A 14,777-nucleotide genomic window follows, 5' to 3' on the forward strand; every position below is an offset into this window, starting at 1 on the left:
TAAATAGAAAATAAACAGATAATATGTTTTTTTGAAGTGGCACAAAAATCGGGTAAACTACTATTCATTATTAGCTATAGTAAACAATTAATTTCACAGATTATTAAACATAAACAGATAACACAATGAACGAACAATTAAAAACTAATGACCCAAATACCAACCCTAAAAGAACCATTCGTAGTTTTGTTTTAAGGCAAGGTCGTTTAACCAAAGGACAAGAGCAAGCATTAATCAATTTATGGCCTATATTTGGTATTGAATATAATGCAAATTCTCCTATTACTTTTGACACTAACACACCAGCAGTGCTAGAAATCGGTTTTGGTATGGGAGCTTCGCTAATTGAAATGGCAAAAAATGCACCTAATAAAAATTTTTTAGGCATTGAAGTACACAAACCAGGGGTTGGCGCTTGTTTAATGGCAATTGAAGAAAACCAATTATCAAACTTAAAAGTAATGTGTCATGATGCAGTGGAAGTATTAGAAAACATGATTCCTAATCATTCACTAGATAAAGTACAAATCTTTTTCCCTGATCCTTGGCATAAGGCAAGACATAACAAGCGTAGAATTATTCAGCCAAAATTTGTGCAATTAATTTACAAAAAATTAAAATTGGGCGGCGTTTTACATCTTGCAACAGATTGGCAACATTACGCAGAACATATGTTAGAGGTTTTAACCCAAGCTGAAGGATTTGAAAATTTATCACCAACGGGAGATTACATACCAAGACCTGATGATAGACCGATTACGAAATTTGAAAAACGAGGGCAAAATCTAGGTCATGGCGTATGGGATTTACAATTTATAAAAAAATAATGGATAAATAACAATCCATTAAGGAGCCATTATGCAAAATGAAATAATTGATTTGATTTGTCGCCACCGTTCTATTCGAGCTTATAAATCAACCCCGTTAACACAGGTACAAATAGAATCTATTATTCAAGCCGCACAATCGGCTTCTAGTTCCAATTTTTTACAATGCACGACAATTATTCGTATTACCGATACAAGTATACGAAAACAACTTGCTCACTATGCAGGCGATCAAAGCTACATAAATCAAGCCCCCGAATTTTGGGTATTTTGTGCTGATTTTAACAGACATTATCAGATTGAACCTAGCATACCACTTGAAAAAGCAGAACAACTTTTAGTCGGTTGTATTGATACAGCAATTATGGCACAAAATACGGTAATTGCAGCGGAATCTTTAGGTTTAGGTACTGTATATATAGGTGGATTACGCAATAATATCGATAAAGTAACTGAATTACTAACGCTACCTAAATATGTTATTCCACTTTTTGGGCTTTGCATTGGTTATCCAGATCAAAATCCTGAAATAAAACCACGATTGCCAAAAGAACTCGTCTTTTTTGAAAATAATTATCAACCGATTAATCATGCGCTACTTGCACAATATGATACTCAAATGAATACTTATTATCAGCAACGCAGTACTCATCCCAAAGCTGGTGGTTGGAGTGATAAAATCGCTCATACCATTATTAAAGGCCAGCGCAGTTTTATTTTAGATTATCTACATAAACAAGGTTGGATCAAAAAATGATAAATAGGCACTACCAATTAGATAAAGTGGTTATATTAAGTCGTCATGGTATTCGCACACCGTTACAAAATACACTTGAATTTCTTGAACAAGCGACACCTTTTAAATGGCCTAAATGGCGACATCCTTATGGTTATTTAACAACCCGAGGGGGTGCTTTAGAAGTCTATTTTGGACACTATTTATCACAATGGCTTGAAACCCATAATATTAAACCGTCGATAACTACCCCAAAAATATTTGTTTATGCTAATAGCCTACAACGAACTGTCGCAACCGCACAATTTATTATCGCTGGTGCTTATGCAGGTTATGATATAGCAATTAACCACAAATACCCAATCGAAAAGATGGATCCTATTTTTGATCCCAGCCTAAGGGATGATTCACCAGAACTAAAACAAGCGGTATTACATGACATTGAACAAACCAATCAAGCAGAGTCCATTTTTAAAAATTTAGCACCCGCTTATGAAATTTTATCAGATATTTTAGATTATCGACATTCAACGTTATATGCTAAACACCAATGCCCATTAGCTGATATTCCGCTTAAGCTTTATATGGAAAAAAATGAAGAGCCGGCATTACTTGGCGCACTAGCGATAGGCGCATCAGCAGTTGATGCCTTTTTATTACAATATTATTCATCATTTCCTAAAGAACATATTGCATGGGGTAGAATAAATGACTTAGCGCAGTGGCAACAAATTGTTCAGCTTCGTAATCAATATGTTAATTTGATATGCCACACTAAAACACTGGCAAAACATTCGGCTACCCCCATCATCAATACTATAGACAGTCTTATGCAACAAGATAATACAGTGAACTTACTTGTAGGGCACGATAGCACAATTGCATCATTGCTAGGGGCATTAGAGTTTGAAACTTATCAACTACCAAAACAATTTGAAAGCACACCAATTGGTGGAAAAGTCGCTTTACAACGTTTTCGACACTTATCTACTGGAGAATACTTTTTTAAGGCTGAATATATTTATCAAAGCTTTGAACAACTCCATAACGGACACGTTCTTGATGTTGATAATCCACCAGAACATTATCAACTTCAACTAAAAAATTCGGCTATCAATAGTGATGGTTATCATAATTGGTCAGATTTTGAAAAAAGAATAAAATCTTTCAAAACAAACTAATTAACATTTAGATTATTTGATTTCGCCTGAAATTAACAACCTAATAATAAATCAAACTAAGATTATATTATCAAATAATTTTTGTGTTTCAGTATAAAACAAGCAATGAATGTAATCGATTTCAAAAAATAGTGTTTTATTGACTTAAACCCATTATAACTAATCATTCCAAATACTCTTTTAATAAAAAACTTATTAATTAGTAATTTTATCTATCATAAAAATATGTGGTTATACTAAAAAAACATACTTTCCGTAAAATTTTTTTACACAGCAACATAGCGCTTTTTAATGTAAACGATTTCATAAATGTTATCTAGATCACTTTTTATAACATTTTTTAATGTTATTATTACTTTCATAAATAACTGACCTGTCCAAAAAAAGTGTAGACGATTTCTAAGTGGTTGCGTTAATCATTTAAAACCTAGCAAAGGAAGTTCATCATGAATCAAAAAATAAAGTTATCGCTAAGTAATAAGAATTATTGGGTATTTAGTATCTACTTCTTTCTTTACTTTTTTATTATGGGCGCATATTTTCCATTTTTTCCTGTTTGGCTAAAAATGAATGGTTTAAATGAAGCAAATACTGGGTATGTTTTTTCATTTATTTCATTATTTGCACTTTTTTTCCAACCTTTATTTGGGTTAATTTCTGATAAACTAGGATTAAAAAAACACCTTCTTTGGATAATCACACTACTTCTTGTGTTATTTGGCCCATTTTTCATTTTCGTTTTAGGTCCTTTACTTCAATTTAATGTCACTTTAGGCGCCATTGCTGGTGGATTTTATCTTGGTATGGTGTTTAGTGGAGGAGCACCAGCTATTGAAGCTTTGGTTGAAAAAATAAGTAGACGTAGTGATTTCGAATTTGGTCGTTGCCGTATGTTTGGTTGTTTGGGATGGGCAATTTGTGCTTCATTTGTTGGAATTATGATTTCTAAAGATGTCAATACTGTTTATTGGCTATGTTCTGGATTTGCATTGATTCTTCTATTTCTAGTTAAAATTGCCGATCCCGCCAAAACGTCAACAACCGAAGTTGTTGATAAAATGGGATTAAATAAATCTGAACCATTTAATCTAAAACTTGCTATTAATTTACTTAAAATGCGTAAAACTTGGTTCTTTATGCTTTACATAGTTGGGGTTGCTTGTACTTATGATGTATTTGATCAACAGTTTGCTAACTTTTTTACCTCATTTTTTTCTAGCGAACAAGTGGGTCGAGAAGCATTCGGGTATGTCACAACGCTTGGTGAATTTTTAAATGCAACAGTAATGTTTTTTGCACCATTAATTGTAATGAAGATAGGTAGTAAAAATACCTTACTTGTTGCTGGTGCCATTATGTCTATTCGTATCACTGGTTCAGCATTTGCAAGTACTGCTGTTGAAGTTGTTATATTAAAAACGTTACATATGTTTGAAGCACCACTACTACTTGTTGGCGCATTTAAATATATTACGACACACTTCCCTATTCGTTTATCAGCAACTGTTTACTTAATTGCATTTTGTTTTGCAAAACAGTTATCGATTATGTTTATGTCCATATTTGCAGGTCTAATGTATGTTAAAATAGGTTTTGAAGGAGCATATCTAGTTCTTGGTTTTATCGCATTTAGTTTTACGCTGATTTCTTCCTTCACATTATCGGGCCGTGGACCATGGGATCTATGGAAACATAACAACAGTGAAAAATCTGACAATTGACAGAAAATTGCATCATTATTATTTTAAAAAAACAAAGGTTTATCATGAAAATATTAGTAACGGGAGGCTGTGGATATATAGGTAGTCACACCTGTGTCCAATTAATTCAATCAGGTTATACACCAATTGTGATTGATAATTTATTTAATAGCAAAGCATCAGTATTAGATAGAATACAAAAAATTACAGGAAAAAAAGTTGAATTCTACCAAGGTGATGTTTGTGATGCGCAATTATTGGCAAAGATCTTTGCTGAACATAGCATTAGCGCAGTTATTCACTTTGCAGGACTTAAAGCAGTCGGAGAATCAGTACATAAACCCCTTGAATATTATGAAAATAATGTTTACGGCAGTATTGTACTAATGAAAGCAATGCGCAATGCAGGCGTTAAACAGTTAGTATTTAGCTCATCAGCAACAGTTTACGGTGAGCTTGCGCCAGTACCTTATGTTGAAACGTTACCGCAAGGTTTACCAACTAGCCCATATGGTAAAAGTAAGTTAATGGTTGAACAATGCATTATGGATTTAGCGATTGCTGAACCTGATTGGTCATTAACTTTACTTCGTTATTTTAATCCCGTTGGGGCTCACCCTAGTGGTTTAATGGGCGAAGACCCACTTGGTATTCCCAATAATCTTATGCCATATATCACACAAGTTGCTGTTGGCAAACGTGAATCATTAGCCATTTTTGGTAATGACTATCCAACAACAGATGGAACTTGTGTTCGTGATTTTATCCATGTTGTTGATTTGGCTGATGGACATATTGCCGCACTCAAAGCCGATCATAACCAACATGGCGTACATATTTACAATTTAGGTTCAGGTGTTGGTTACAGTGTATTACAAGTTATCACCGCTTTTGAAAAAGCATCAGGAAAACCACTCAATTGGCACTTTGCGCCAAGACGTGCAGGGGATTTACCCGCTTTTTGGGCTGATGCAAAAAAAGCTGAACAAAAATTGGGTTGGAAAACCAAACTAACACTAGATGATATGGTAAAAGACTCATGGAATTGGCAATCAAATAACCCTCAAGGTTATCCTGATTAAATGATATAAATCAATAAATTCAGCAAAATCAAAAAAGAGGTAAAAATGGCTAATTTTGACCCTGTTGATCATCCTCATCGACGTTATAACCCATTAACAGGCCAATGGGTATTAGTTTCGCCACACCGTGCGAAACGACCTTGGCAAGGTCAACAAGAAACGTTAAACGAAGAACAAAAACCAAGTTACGATCCAAACTGTTTTTTGTGCCCAAGTAATCGACGTGTAACAGGTGATATCAATCCCAATTACACGGGAACGTTTGTTTTTACCAATGATTTTGCTGCATTAATGGAAGATACGCCAAAATCGCCACAACACCAAGACCCGCTGTTTCAGATGCAAAGCGCAAAAGGAACGAGTCGGGTTATCTGTTTTTCCCCCGATCACAGTAAAACACTACCTGAACTTAATTTACTCGCTATTGAAGGAGTCATTAAGACTTGGATCGAGCAACTACAAGAACTTAGCCAACGCTACCCTTGGATACAAATATTTGAAAACAAAGGCTCGGCGATGGGCTGCTCTAACCCTCACCCCCATGGGCAAATTTGGGCTAATAGTTTTTTACCAAATGAAATTACGCGTGAAGATCTAAACATGCGGAATTATTTTGAAAAATACCATCGCAATTTATTGGTTGATTATGCCCAAAAAGAACTCATTAATCGTGACCGCATCGTTGTAGAAACTAAGTATTGGCTTGCCGTTGTTCCTTTTTGGGCAATTTGGCCATTTGAAACCTTATTATTACCTAAAATTCATATTCCACGATTAAACCTATTAACCAATGAACAACAAAAAGATTTAGCGGTCGCATTAAAAAAGTTAACAAGCCGTTATGATAATTTATTTCATTGCTCTTTTCCTTATTCAATGGGATGGCATGGAGCACCCTTTATGGAAAATAAAGTTGACTATTGGCAATTACATGCGCATTTTTATCCCCCTTTACTTCGCTCAGCAACAGTAAAAAAATTTATGGTCGGTTATGAAATGTTAGCTGAGGTGCAAAGAGACTTAACACCAGAACAAGCAGCTGAAAAACTACGCAACGTCAGTGATGTGCATTATAAAGATAAAAAGGATGAATAAATGAAAGCATTAATCAATAAAACTAAGCAAGCTTTTGAAAATGAATTTGGCTATCAACCTGATACTATTATACAAGCACCTGGGCGAGTTAATCTAATAGGTGAACATACCGATTATAATGATGGATTTGTATTACCTTGTGCTATTGATTATCAAACAGTAATCAGTTGTCACAGACGTTCAGATAATGTAATTCGTATTATTTCTATTGATTATAATAACGAACAAGATGAATTTTCTTTAGATTCACCTATTGAAAAACACCCCAAATATCAATGGGCAAACTATGTCCGTGGCGTAATAAAACACCTTAAAAAATACGCTAATAATATTCATGGTGTTGATTTAGCAATTAGTGGCAATATACCTCAAGGGGCTGGATTAAGCTCATCAGCATCACTTGAAGTTGCTGTAGCGAAGATGTTTCAGATTTTATATGATTTACCATTAGATGGCACTCAGTTAGCATTGATCGGTCAAGAAGCTGAAAACCAATTTGTTGGTTGCAATTGCGGTATTATGGATCAACTGATATCCGCCCTTGGGAAAGCACAACATGCATTGCTAATTGATTGCCGCTCATTAGAAGTTAAACCCGTTTCAATTCCTAAAAATTTTGCAGTTGTGATTATTAACTCTAATATCAAACGCGGATTAGTTGATAGCGAATATAATACACGACGCAAACAATGCGAGGCAGCAGCTAAAGTGCTTGGCGTAAAAGCACTGCGTGATGCATCGTTAGATGATTTAAAACAAATTGAAAGTACGCTCGATCCAATTGTTTATAAACGTGCTCGCCATGTGATAACTGAAAACGAACGGACAACAAAAGCAGCTCAAGCGCTAGTTAATGGTGACTACACATTATTATCAAATCTAATGGCTCAAAGCCACAATTCCATGCGCGATGATTTCGAAATTACCGTACCTGCTATTGATTACCTTGTTGAAATTATCCACAATGTTATTGGTGAACAAGGTGGTGTACGTATGACAGGGGGAGGCTTTGGTGGTTGTGTGGTCGCTTTAGTGTCGAAAGATAAAATTGACGATGTTAAAGCTATAGTTAACCACAATTATGCTAAAAAATTTGGTATTAAAGAAGACTTCTATATCTGCCACCCAAGTGAAGGAGCTAACGTAATATGCCTATAGAAAAGATAATAACACTTTCAAACAAGCACGGTATGAAAATTAAACTATCAAACTGGGGAGCCACCTGGCTCTCTTGTATATTGCCTGTTGATGGACAAAATCGTGAAGTATTACTTGGTTGCCAAACCTTAGAACAATATAAAAAGCAAAGTGCTTATTTAGGTGCTACAATTGGTCGATATGCTAACCGTATTGCCAATGCGACAATTGATATTGGCGATAGACACTATCCACTTGTGGCGAATCAAGGTGTGAATCAATTACATGGAGGCAAGTTAGGTTTTGATAAACAATTATGGCACATCCAATCTCAATCTGACCAACAAATTATATTTACTTTAACGTCACCTGATGGCGATCAAGGTTTCCCTGGAAAACTTAATGTTCAAGCAATATATAAATTGACAGATGACAATGAAGTCGTTATAAAATTTAAAGCAACAACTAACAAAACAACACCAGTTAACTTAACCAATCATGCTTACTTTAATCTAGATGGAGAAACTAGCAAGGATATCCTTAATCATACCTTACAAGTTAATGCTAACTTATACCTACCTGTTGATAGCAATGGCATACCAAGTAATGATTTAGTTTGTGTCACCAAAAACAATATGGACTTACGCAAACCAAAACGAATATCTGACAGGTTATTGGTAAGTCTTGAGCGACAAATTACAGGTGGTTATGATCATGCTTATCTTTTGGATAAAAATCAACCAATAGCTGCTCAACTCATTTCATCTGATAAAAAAGTAATAATGAATATCACAACAACCAAATCATCTTTACAAGTGTATACTGGGAATTTTTTACAACATACACCGAATCGTCATAACGGTGAATATGATAATTTTGCAGGGATCGCATTAGAAACGCAATTTTTGCCTGATAGCCCTCATCACCCTAAATGGCCACAAGAAAGTTGTTGGTTGCAACCAAATCAGATTTATAGCCATCAAACAACCTATCAATTTATTGTCAAATAAAGGTTAAAATTGCCTAAAGAACAATAAATAAAAAATTCAATAAAATCAATACCTTTCCTGACGATTTTTTATGTATTCATTTTTCATACAATTGTTTTCACATAATTGTTTTCTTCATAAAAAATTGCAGGAAAGGAGACATTTAAAAACAAAACAATGCGGAATTTATAAGGTTGAACTAACATTCATTTATAAAATTAGGTATCATATAAAAATCAAACCTAATGGATAACATCACTCATGAAAAGTAAAGCTTTAACCGCAATATTTCCTGGCACGTTCGATCCCATCACGAATGGGCATATCGATCTTATTGCTCGTGCTTCGTTACTCTTTCCTCACTTGATTATTGCCGTTGCTGAAAATCCTAATAAAAATACACTTTTTACATTAGAAAAACGAGTTAACTTAGCTTCAACTGCTGTTGAACATTTACTTAACGTTGAAGTTATTGGTTTTAACAATTTAATGGCCAATTTTGCGTTAGCACACAATGCCACGGTTATCGTTCGTGGCGTACGCACCACAAATGACTTTGAATATGAACGACAACTGGCTGAAATGAATCGCGCGTTAAAATCAGATTTAGATACGATATTTTTAATGCCATCAATCGCAATGGGATTTATTTCATCAACAATAGTTAAGGATGTTGCTTACCATGGTGGTGACATTTCAAACTTAGTTCCTTTGCATGTACAAACAGAACTATTAAAGCGCTTAGCTTAACATAAATTTAAAACGTATATGGTTAATTTTTATACTCCACAGAAAAAGAAGCTCAAACCACAAAAATTGACAGTAACAGTCTCATCCTTAGATACCTTTGGACAGGGTGTTGCTAATCATAACGGTAAAACAATTTTTGTTAAATCAGCCTTACCTAATGAAACCGTTGATATTGATGTAACTGAAAATAAAAAAAATTATGCTAAAGCCAAAGTTATTAAATATCATAATTTAAGTAAAGACCGTGTTAAACCACAATGTGAATATTATCAAAAATGTGGTGGTTGTGAATTGCAACATATTTCGCCCCATTTGCAACAACAAGCAAAGTATGATGCGTTAATCAAACTGTTACAAAAAGAAATAGGACAACCATTAACCCATATTACTCAAAATACCCCCCTCATTATTGCCGATCAGCCTTACCACTATCGTCGACGGGCGAGACTTTCGATCAATATTGTAAAAGGCGAATTGGTGATTGGGTTCCGTCAAGCTGAATCAAACCAAATAACCAATATTAAGCATTGTCCTGTATTAGTTGTTGAGTTAGATTTTTTGCTAGCCCCCTTACAAAACGTACTAAACCGTATCAAACAGAAAAAAGCGCTTGGTCATATTGAATTAATTTCAGTCGATAGTGGCATAATTATCGTCTTAAGACACACCATGCCATTAACCGATCATGATAGCAATTTATTAAAACAATTCGCTGAAGATAACAATATTTCACTTTATTTTCATGGCAAAGATTTAGTGCATATTACAGGTAATACTGAACATTTTTATTTAATTAATAATCTAAAATTAACGTTTAGTCCTCTCGATTTTATTCAAGTAAATTGTAAAATAAATCAAAAAATGATTAATCAAGCGCTTGAGTGGCTAACGTTAAAGTCAACAGATCAAGTTTTAGATCTTTTTTGTGGTATGGGTAATTTTTCATTACCGATGGCAACATTATGTAAAACTGTAACGGGGGTTGAAGGCGTTGATGCACTGGTTGCAAAGGCAAAATTAAATATTCTATTAAATAATACAAAAATTTGTGCTGAAACCAATTTTTTAACTAGCAACTTAGATGATAACCAACAATTTTCAATATGGTGTCAATCACAATTTAATAAGGTATTATTAGATCCTGCAAGAGCAGGAGCGCTTAATGCAACAATAGAAATTGCAAAATTGGCCCCGACAAAAATTGTTTATATATCGTGTAATCCTGCAACTATTGCCCGAGATAGCAAACAGCTTATCCAAGCAGGATACCAAATAGAGCAAGTTGCAATTTTAGATATGTTTCCACAAACTAAGCACATTGAATCAATGTTGTTGTTAACGAAATCAGGAACATAAATTATGGTATCGATTAGAGGCGCACACCAACATAGCGAAGAACATTATCCACTTACCCAGTTTGATGTTGAACGATGGGCAAAACAAGAATTATTACTAACTAACCCCGCATCTTATACAAAATTTAGAGAAGTCTGGGACTTCTGTTTTGAAAGTAGCGCAGGTGAAGCAGAGCAAGTCTATTGTTTCCAAAATTCAATAGAAATGGTTGAGATATTAACGACACTTAATATGGACATCAATAGCTTATGTGCGGCTTTATTACTTCCTTTTGTTGATAGTAAAATAATTCGCCGAGAAGATATTCCTGAAGATTTCGACCGTGAAATTTCTCATATCATTTCTAGCATTGTCAGAATGAAAGAAATCCGTCAACTCCGCGCAATTCGTAACGGCAGTGCAACCACTGAACAAATTGATAGTATTCGCCGCATGTTATTGGCAATGGCAAATGACTTCCGCAGTGTTATTATAAAATTGGCTGAACGTATTACCTATTTGCGCAATTTAATCAATGCACCGCAAGAAGAACAGGTGCTAGCAGCTAAAGAGTGTTTTAACATCTATGCACCTTTAGCCAATCGCTTAGGTATAGGGCAATTAAAATGGGAGCTAGAGGATTTTTGCTTCCGCTATTTACACCCTAATGAATATCACTTTATTGCTAAAAAATTACAAGAAAAGCGATTAGATCGTGAACTATATATCAACCAATTTGTTCGCCATTTACAGAATCTAATGAATCAAGATCACGTTCGTGCCGAAGTTTATGGTCGCCCTAAACATATTTACAGTATATGGCGAAAAATGGAACGTAAACACCTTAAGTTCGAAGAACTCTATGATATTCGAGCAGTACGTATTATCAGCGATAGTATTGAGGATTGTTATAATGCATTAGGTATTGTGCACAGTCATTATAAACATATCGCTAAAGAATTTGATGATTATGTTGCTAACCCTAAACCGAATGGTTATCAATCGATCCATACGGTTGTTTATGGTCCGCAAGATAAAACAATCGAAATTCAAATCCGTACTGAACAAATGCACAATGATGCTGAACTAGGCGTTGCCGCTCATTGGAAGTATAAAGAAGGCAGTACTGACAAAATGACTGCCTATGATCAGCGAATCTCTTGGCTGCGTAAATTATTAACATGGCAACAAGAAATGTCAGAAAGTGGCGAAATCCAAGAAGCGGTCCGTAGTCAAATTTTTGATGACCGAGTCTATGTATTTACGCCTAAAGGTGATGTAGTTGACTTACCAGCCGGTTCAACACCGCTTGATTTTGCTTACCATATCCACAGCGATGTTGGACACCGTTGTATTGGTGCGAAAGTAAGTGGACGAATTGTACCATTTACCTACCGTTTAAAAATGGGTGATCAAATCGAAGTTATTACCCAAAAACAGCCCAACCCAAGCCGTGATTGGTTAAATCCTAACACAGGATTTGTAAACAGTAGCCGAGCCAGAGCTAAAATTCAAACTTGGTTTAAAAAACAAGATCGACATAAAAATATCGCCGCCGGTCAACAAATTTTAGAGCATGAGCTTGAACCATTAAATATTAGTATAAAAAGTGTTGAAAAGATCTTAATCAACAAATATAACGCGCATTCGTTTGACGAAGTACTTGCGGGTATTGGTAGTGGTGATGTAAGAATTAATCAATTAATTAACTTCATCAATGCACAATTTAATAAACCCACAGCAGAAGAAGCTGACGAAGCAGTATTAAAACAAATTGCTCAAAAATCAAACACACAAACTAAAAACACCAATAAAACTAATAATAAAAAAGGAAGTGAAATTATTATTGAGGGTGTGGGCAATTTAATGTACACCATTGCAAACTGCTGTCGCCCTATTCCTGGTGATCCCATCGCTGGATTTGTTACCCAAGGACGAGGGATCTCAATTCATCGCGCTGATTGTGAACAGTTACAAGAGCTTAAAAATCATGCTCCTGAGCGTATTACTCATGCCGTTTGGAGTGATAACACCCTTTCAAGCTACACCATGGTAGTACAAATTATTGCAAACGATCGAAGTGGTTTATTACGAGATATCACAACAATTTTAGCTAATGAAAAGGTAAATGTTCTAGGACTAATTAGTCGCTCAGATACGAAACAACAACTAGCAACAATCGATGTTGATATGGAAATATTTGACCAAGACTCGTTAAATCGAGTACTCAATAAAATCAAACAACTGCCAGATGTTGTTGAAGCAAAACGTTTTCAAGGCTAATAAAAAATCGCCACTTTTATAAAATTAGTGGCGATTTAATTAAAATACTTAACCTTTAGGCTTTCTTTCTAAAATTTCAAATCGACATAAATAACGATTTTTATCATCGGGTTGATGACTTTCTTGATGAATAACTTGCCACTGTTCAGGCAAATAATCAGGAAAATAAGTATCGCCCTGCAATTTAGCATCGATATGAGTCAAATAAAGCCGATCGACTAAAGGTAATGCCTGATGATAAATATTCCCACCACCAATAATAAACGCCTCATCAACATGCTGTGTTTGTGCTAACAATATAGCTGCATCTATCGATTGTACCCAACTCACGTTTGGAACTAAATTAGCTTCTGGCGAAGCTTGTCTTGAAATAATAATATTGTGCCGAGCAGGTAACGGACGTCCAATAGACTCAAATGTCTTTCGCCCCATAATAACAGGTTTATTAAGCGTATTCTTTTTAAACCATGCCAAATCTGCGGGCAAATGCCAAGGCATTTGATTATCTAAGCCAATTACACGGTTATCAGCCATGGCTACAATAATACTTAATATCATATTCGTTCCGTCACACATACCCTAAAGATTTTATTTTCTGATTGACATTATCGGGAAAGATAGTTTGGCTCCAAAGCCGCTCACTTAAAGAGAGCAATGATTCTTTTTGACCAGCAACAATCCAGTTAGCTAGTGCTGTCGCCACATCGGGATAAACAATGGGCATTGGTGATGGTAAATCAAGCCAATACTTAAGTTTGATACTGTTTAAATTTTCCATCACAGTGGCCATATCAAGTGACTGCAAACATTGCGCATTATAAATTTGTTCAAATTGCCCCGAAACTGGTTTAGTAAGAATCTTTTTGCCAAGCGTTAATGCTTCAGAAATCAATGCAAAACCTGTATTTGAAATAATGCCAGAACAACTTACTAACGCTTTGGTGAAATTATCACGACCAAGGGGCTGAAAATGAATATTGCCTTGTTGTGATTCTAACTTTATATCAGGATGAAAACAGATAAATTGATGAGTTTGGAATTGTTTTAACATCGCAATGATTTTATCTAAGCTCTCAAATGGCAAATAAACCACAATATTGCCATCTTCTGTTGGTATTGCTTGGAATGAATCGATCATTGGTGGTAACAACTTATGCCCAAAATGAAACCAGTGTAGACCAATTGGCTTAGTAACAGGCGCATAATATTTCATAATAACATTAGCGACTAATCCATATTCTTTAGGTTTCAGATATTGGCATACAGCTTGATTGCTTATTCCTAAACATTCACGATTCTGGTGATGCGCTGCCCAAGCACTAACTGGCTCAAAATCACTAATAATGCAATCATACTTCGACAAATCAAGCTCACGCACATCTTTTATCAACCTAAAAGCTCGAATTCGTTGCACAGTTTTACGAAAATTTATTTTACCATTAAGCGTAGCAAAGGTGACGCCACGATAAGTCTTATAATCGCCAAAGTCTTGCATATCAAAATAGTCTTTAGGATCACGACCACTAAAAATATAATCAACGTCAGCTCCAACCTTTTTCAGTGCTTTAGCTAAAGTTCTACAACGACTGACATGGCCATTTCCTGTTCCTTGAACACCAAAAAGAATTTTCATATCAATATTATTTACCAATTATTACTGAT

At 35.1% G+C, this 14,777-nt stretch carries 13 protein-coding genes; 11 read left to right on the forward strand and 2 right to left on the reverse strand.

Features of this window, described 5'->3' with window-relative positions:
- Positions 1–125 precede the first annotated feature (125 nt).
- The 11 genes from trmB to relA all read left to right on the forward strand — a co-directional run bounded on the left by trmB (position 126) and on the right by relA (position 13,115).
- Positions 126–827, forward strand: a complete 702-nt coding sequence (gene trmB, locus GQ589_RS07400; protein WP_160400296.1) for a tRNA (guanosine(46)-N7)-methyltransferase TrmB — start codon at positions 126–128, stop codon at positions 825–827.
- Positions 828–858: 31 nt separating this feature from the next.
- Positions 859–1,584 (forward strand): oxygen-insensitive NADPH nitroreductase, encoded by a 726-nt coding sequence (gene nfsA, locus GQ589_RS07405; protein WP_160411444.1) that lies wholly within the window; start codon positions 859–861, stop codon positions 1,582–1,584.
- Positions 1,581–2,744, forward strand: a complete 1,164-nt coding sequence (locus GQ589_RS07410; RefSeq protein WP_160425383.1) for a histidine-type phosphatase — start codon at positions 1,581–1,583, stop codon at positions 2,742–2,744. Before nfsA ends, GQ589_RS07410 begins: the two co-directional genes overlap by 4 nt.
- A 446-nt stretch (positions 2,745–3,190) precedes the next feature.
- Positions 3,191–4,465, forward strand: coding sequence for an MFS transporter (locus tag GQ589_RS07415; protein WP_160425385.1), 1,275 nt, complete (start codon positions 3,191–3,193; stop codon positions 4,463–4,465).
- A gap of 44 nt (positions 4,466–4,509) precedes the next feature.
- Positions 4,510–5,526, forward strand: a complete 1,017-nt coding sequence (gene galE / locus GQ589_RS07420; RefSeq protein WP_160425387.1) for a UDP-glucose 4-epimerase GalE — start codon at positions 4,510–4,512, stop codon at positions 5,524–5,526.
- Positions 5,527–5,571: 45 nt separating this feature from the next.
- The gene (gene galT, locus GQ589_RS07425; protein ID WP_160411448.1) at positions 5,572–6,621 is read left to right on the forward strand and encodes a galactose-1-phosphate uridylyltransferase; all 1,050 of its coding nucleotides are present in this window, start codon (positions 5,572–5,574) and stop codon (positions 6,619–6,621) included.
- On the forward strand, positions 6,622–7,779 hold the full coding sequence (galK, locus tag GQ589_RS07430; RefSeq protein ID WP_160411449.1) for a galactokinase: 1,158 nt from the start codon (positions 6,622–6,624) through the stop codon (positions 7,777–7,779).
- Entirely contained in the window at positions 7,770–8,768 is a 999-nt protein-coding gene (galM, locus tag GQ589_RS07435; protein WP_160425389.1) for a galactose-1-epimerase, read from the forward strand. The genes galK and galM overlap by 10 nt, the downstream gene beginning before the upstream one ends.
- A 240-nt stretch (positions 8,769–9,008) precedes the next feature.
- A complete protein-coding gene (coaD, locus tag GQ589_RS07440; protein WP_160411451.1) occupies positions 9,009–9,497 on the forward strand; it encodes a pantetheine-phosphate adenylyltransferase in 489 nt (162 codons plus the stop codon).
- An 18-nt stretch (positions 9,498–9,515) separates the two neighbouring features.
- Entirely contained in the window at positions 9,516–10,853 is a 1,338-nt protein-coding gene (gene rlmD, locus GQ589_RS07445; protein WP_160425391.1) for a 23S rRNA (uracil(1939)-C(5))-methyltransferase RlmD, read from the forward strand.
- 3 nt (positions 10,854–10,856) lie between these two features.
- On the forward strand, positions 10,857–13,115 hold the full coding sequence (relA, locus tag GQ589_RS07450; RefSeq protein WP_160400290.1) for a GTP diphosphokinase: 2,259 nt from the start codon (positions 10,857–10,859) through the stop codon (positions 13,113–13,115).
- Positions 13,116–13,163: 48 nt separating this feature from the next.
- Here the strand turns inward: relA and folA are convergent, their stop codons facing one another.
- Entirely contained in the window at positions 13,164–13,673 is a 510-nt protein-coding gene (gene folA / locus GQ589_RS07455; RefSeq protein WP_160400289.1) for a type 3 dihydrofolate reductase, read from the reverse strand.
- A 10-nt stretch (positions 13,674–13,683) separates the two neighbouring features.
- Positions 13,684–14,748, reverse strand: a complete 1,065-nt coding sequence (locus GQ589_RS07460; protein ID WP_160425393.1) for an MJ1255/VC2487 family glycosyltransferase — start codon at positions 14,746–14,748, stop codon at positions 13,684–13,686.
- Positions 14,749–14,777: the final 29 nt, after the last annotated feature.

Source organism: Gilliamella sp. Pas-s27 (genome assembly GCF_009795865.1).
GTDB lineage: Bacteria > Pseudomonadota > Gammaproteobacteria > Enterobacterales > Orbaceae > Gilliamella.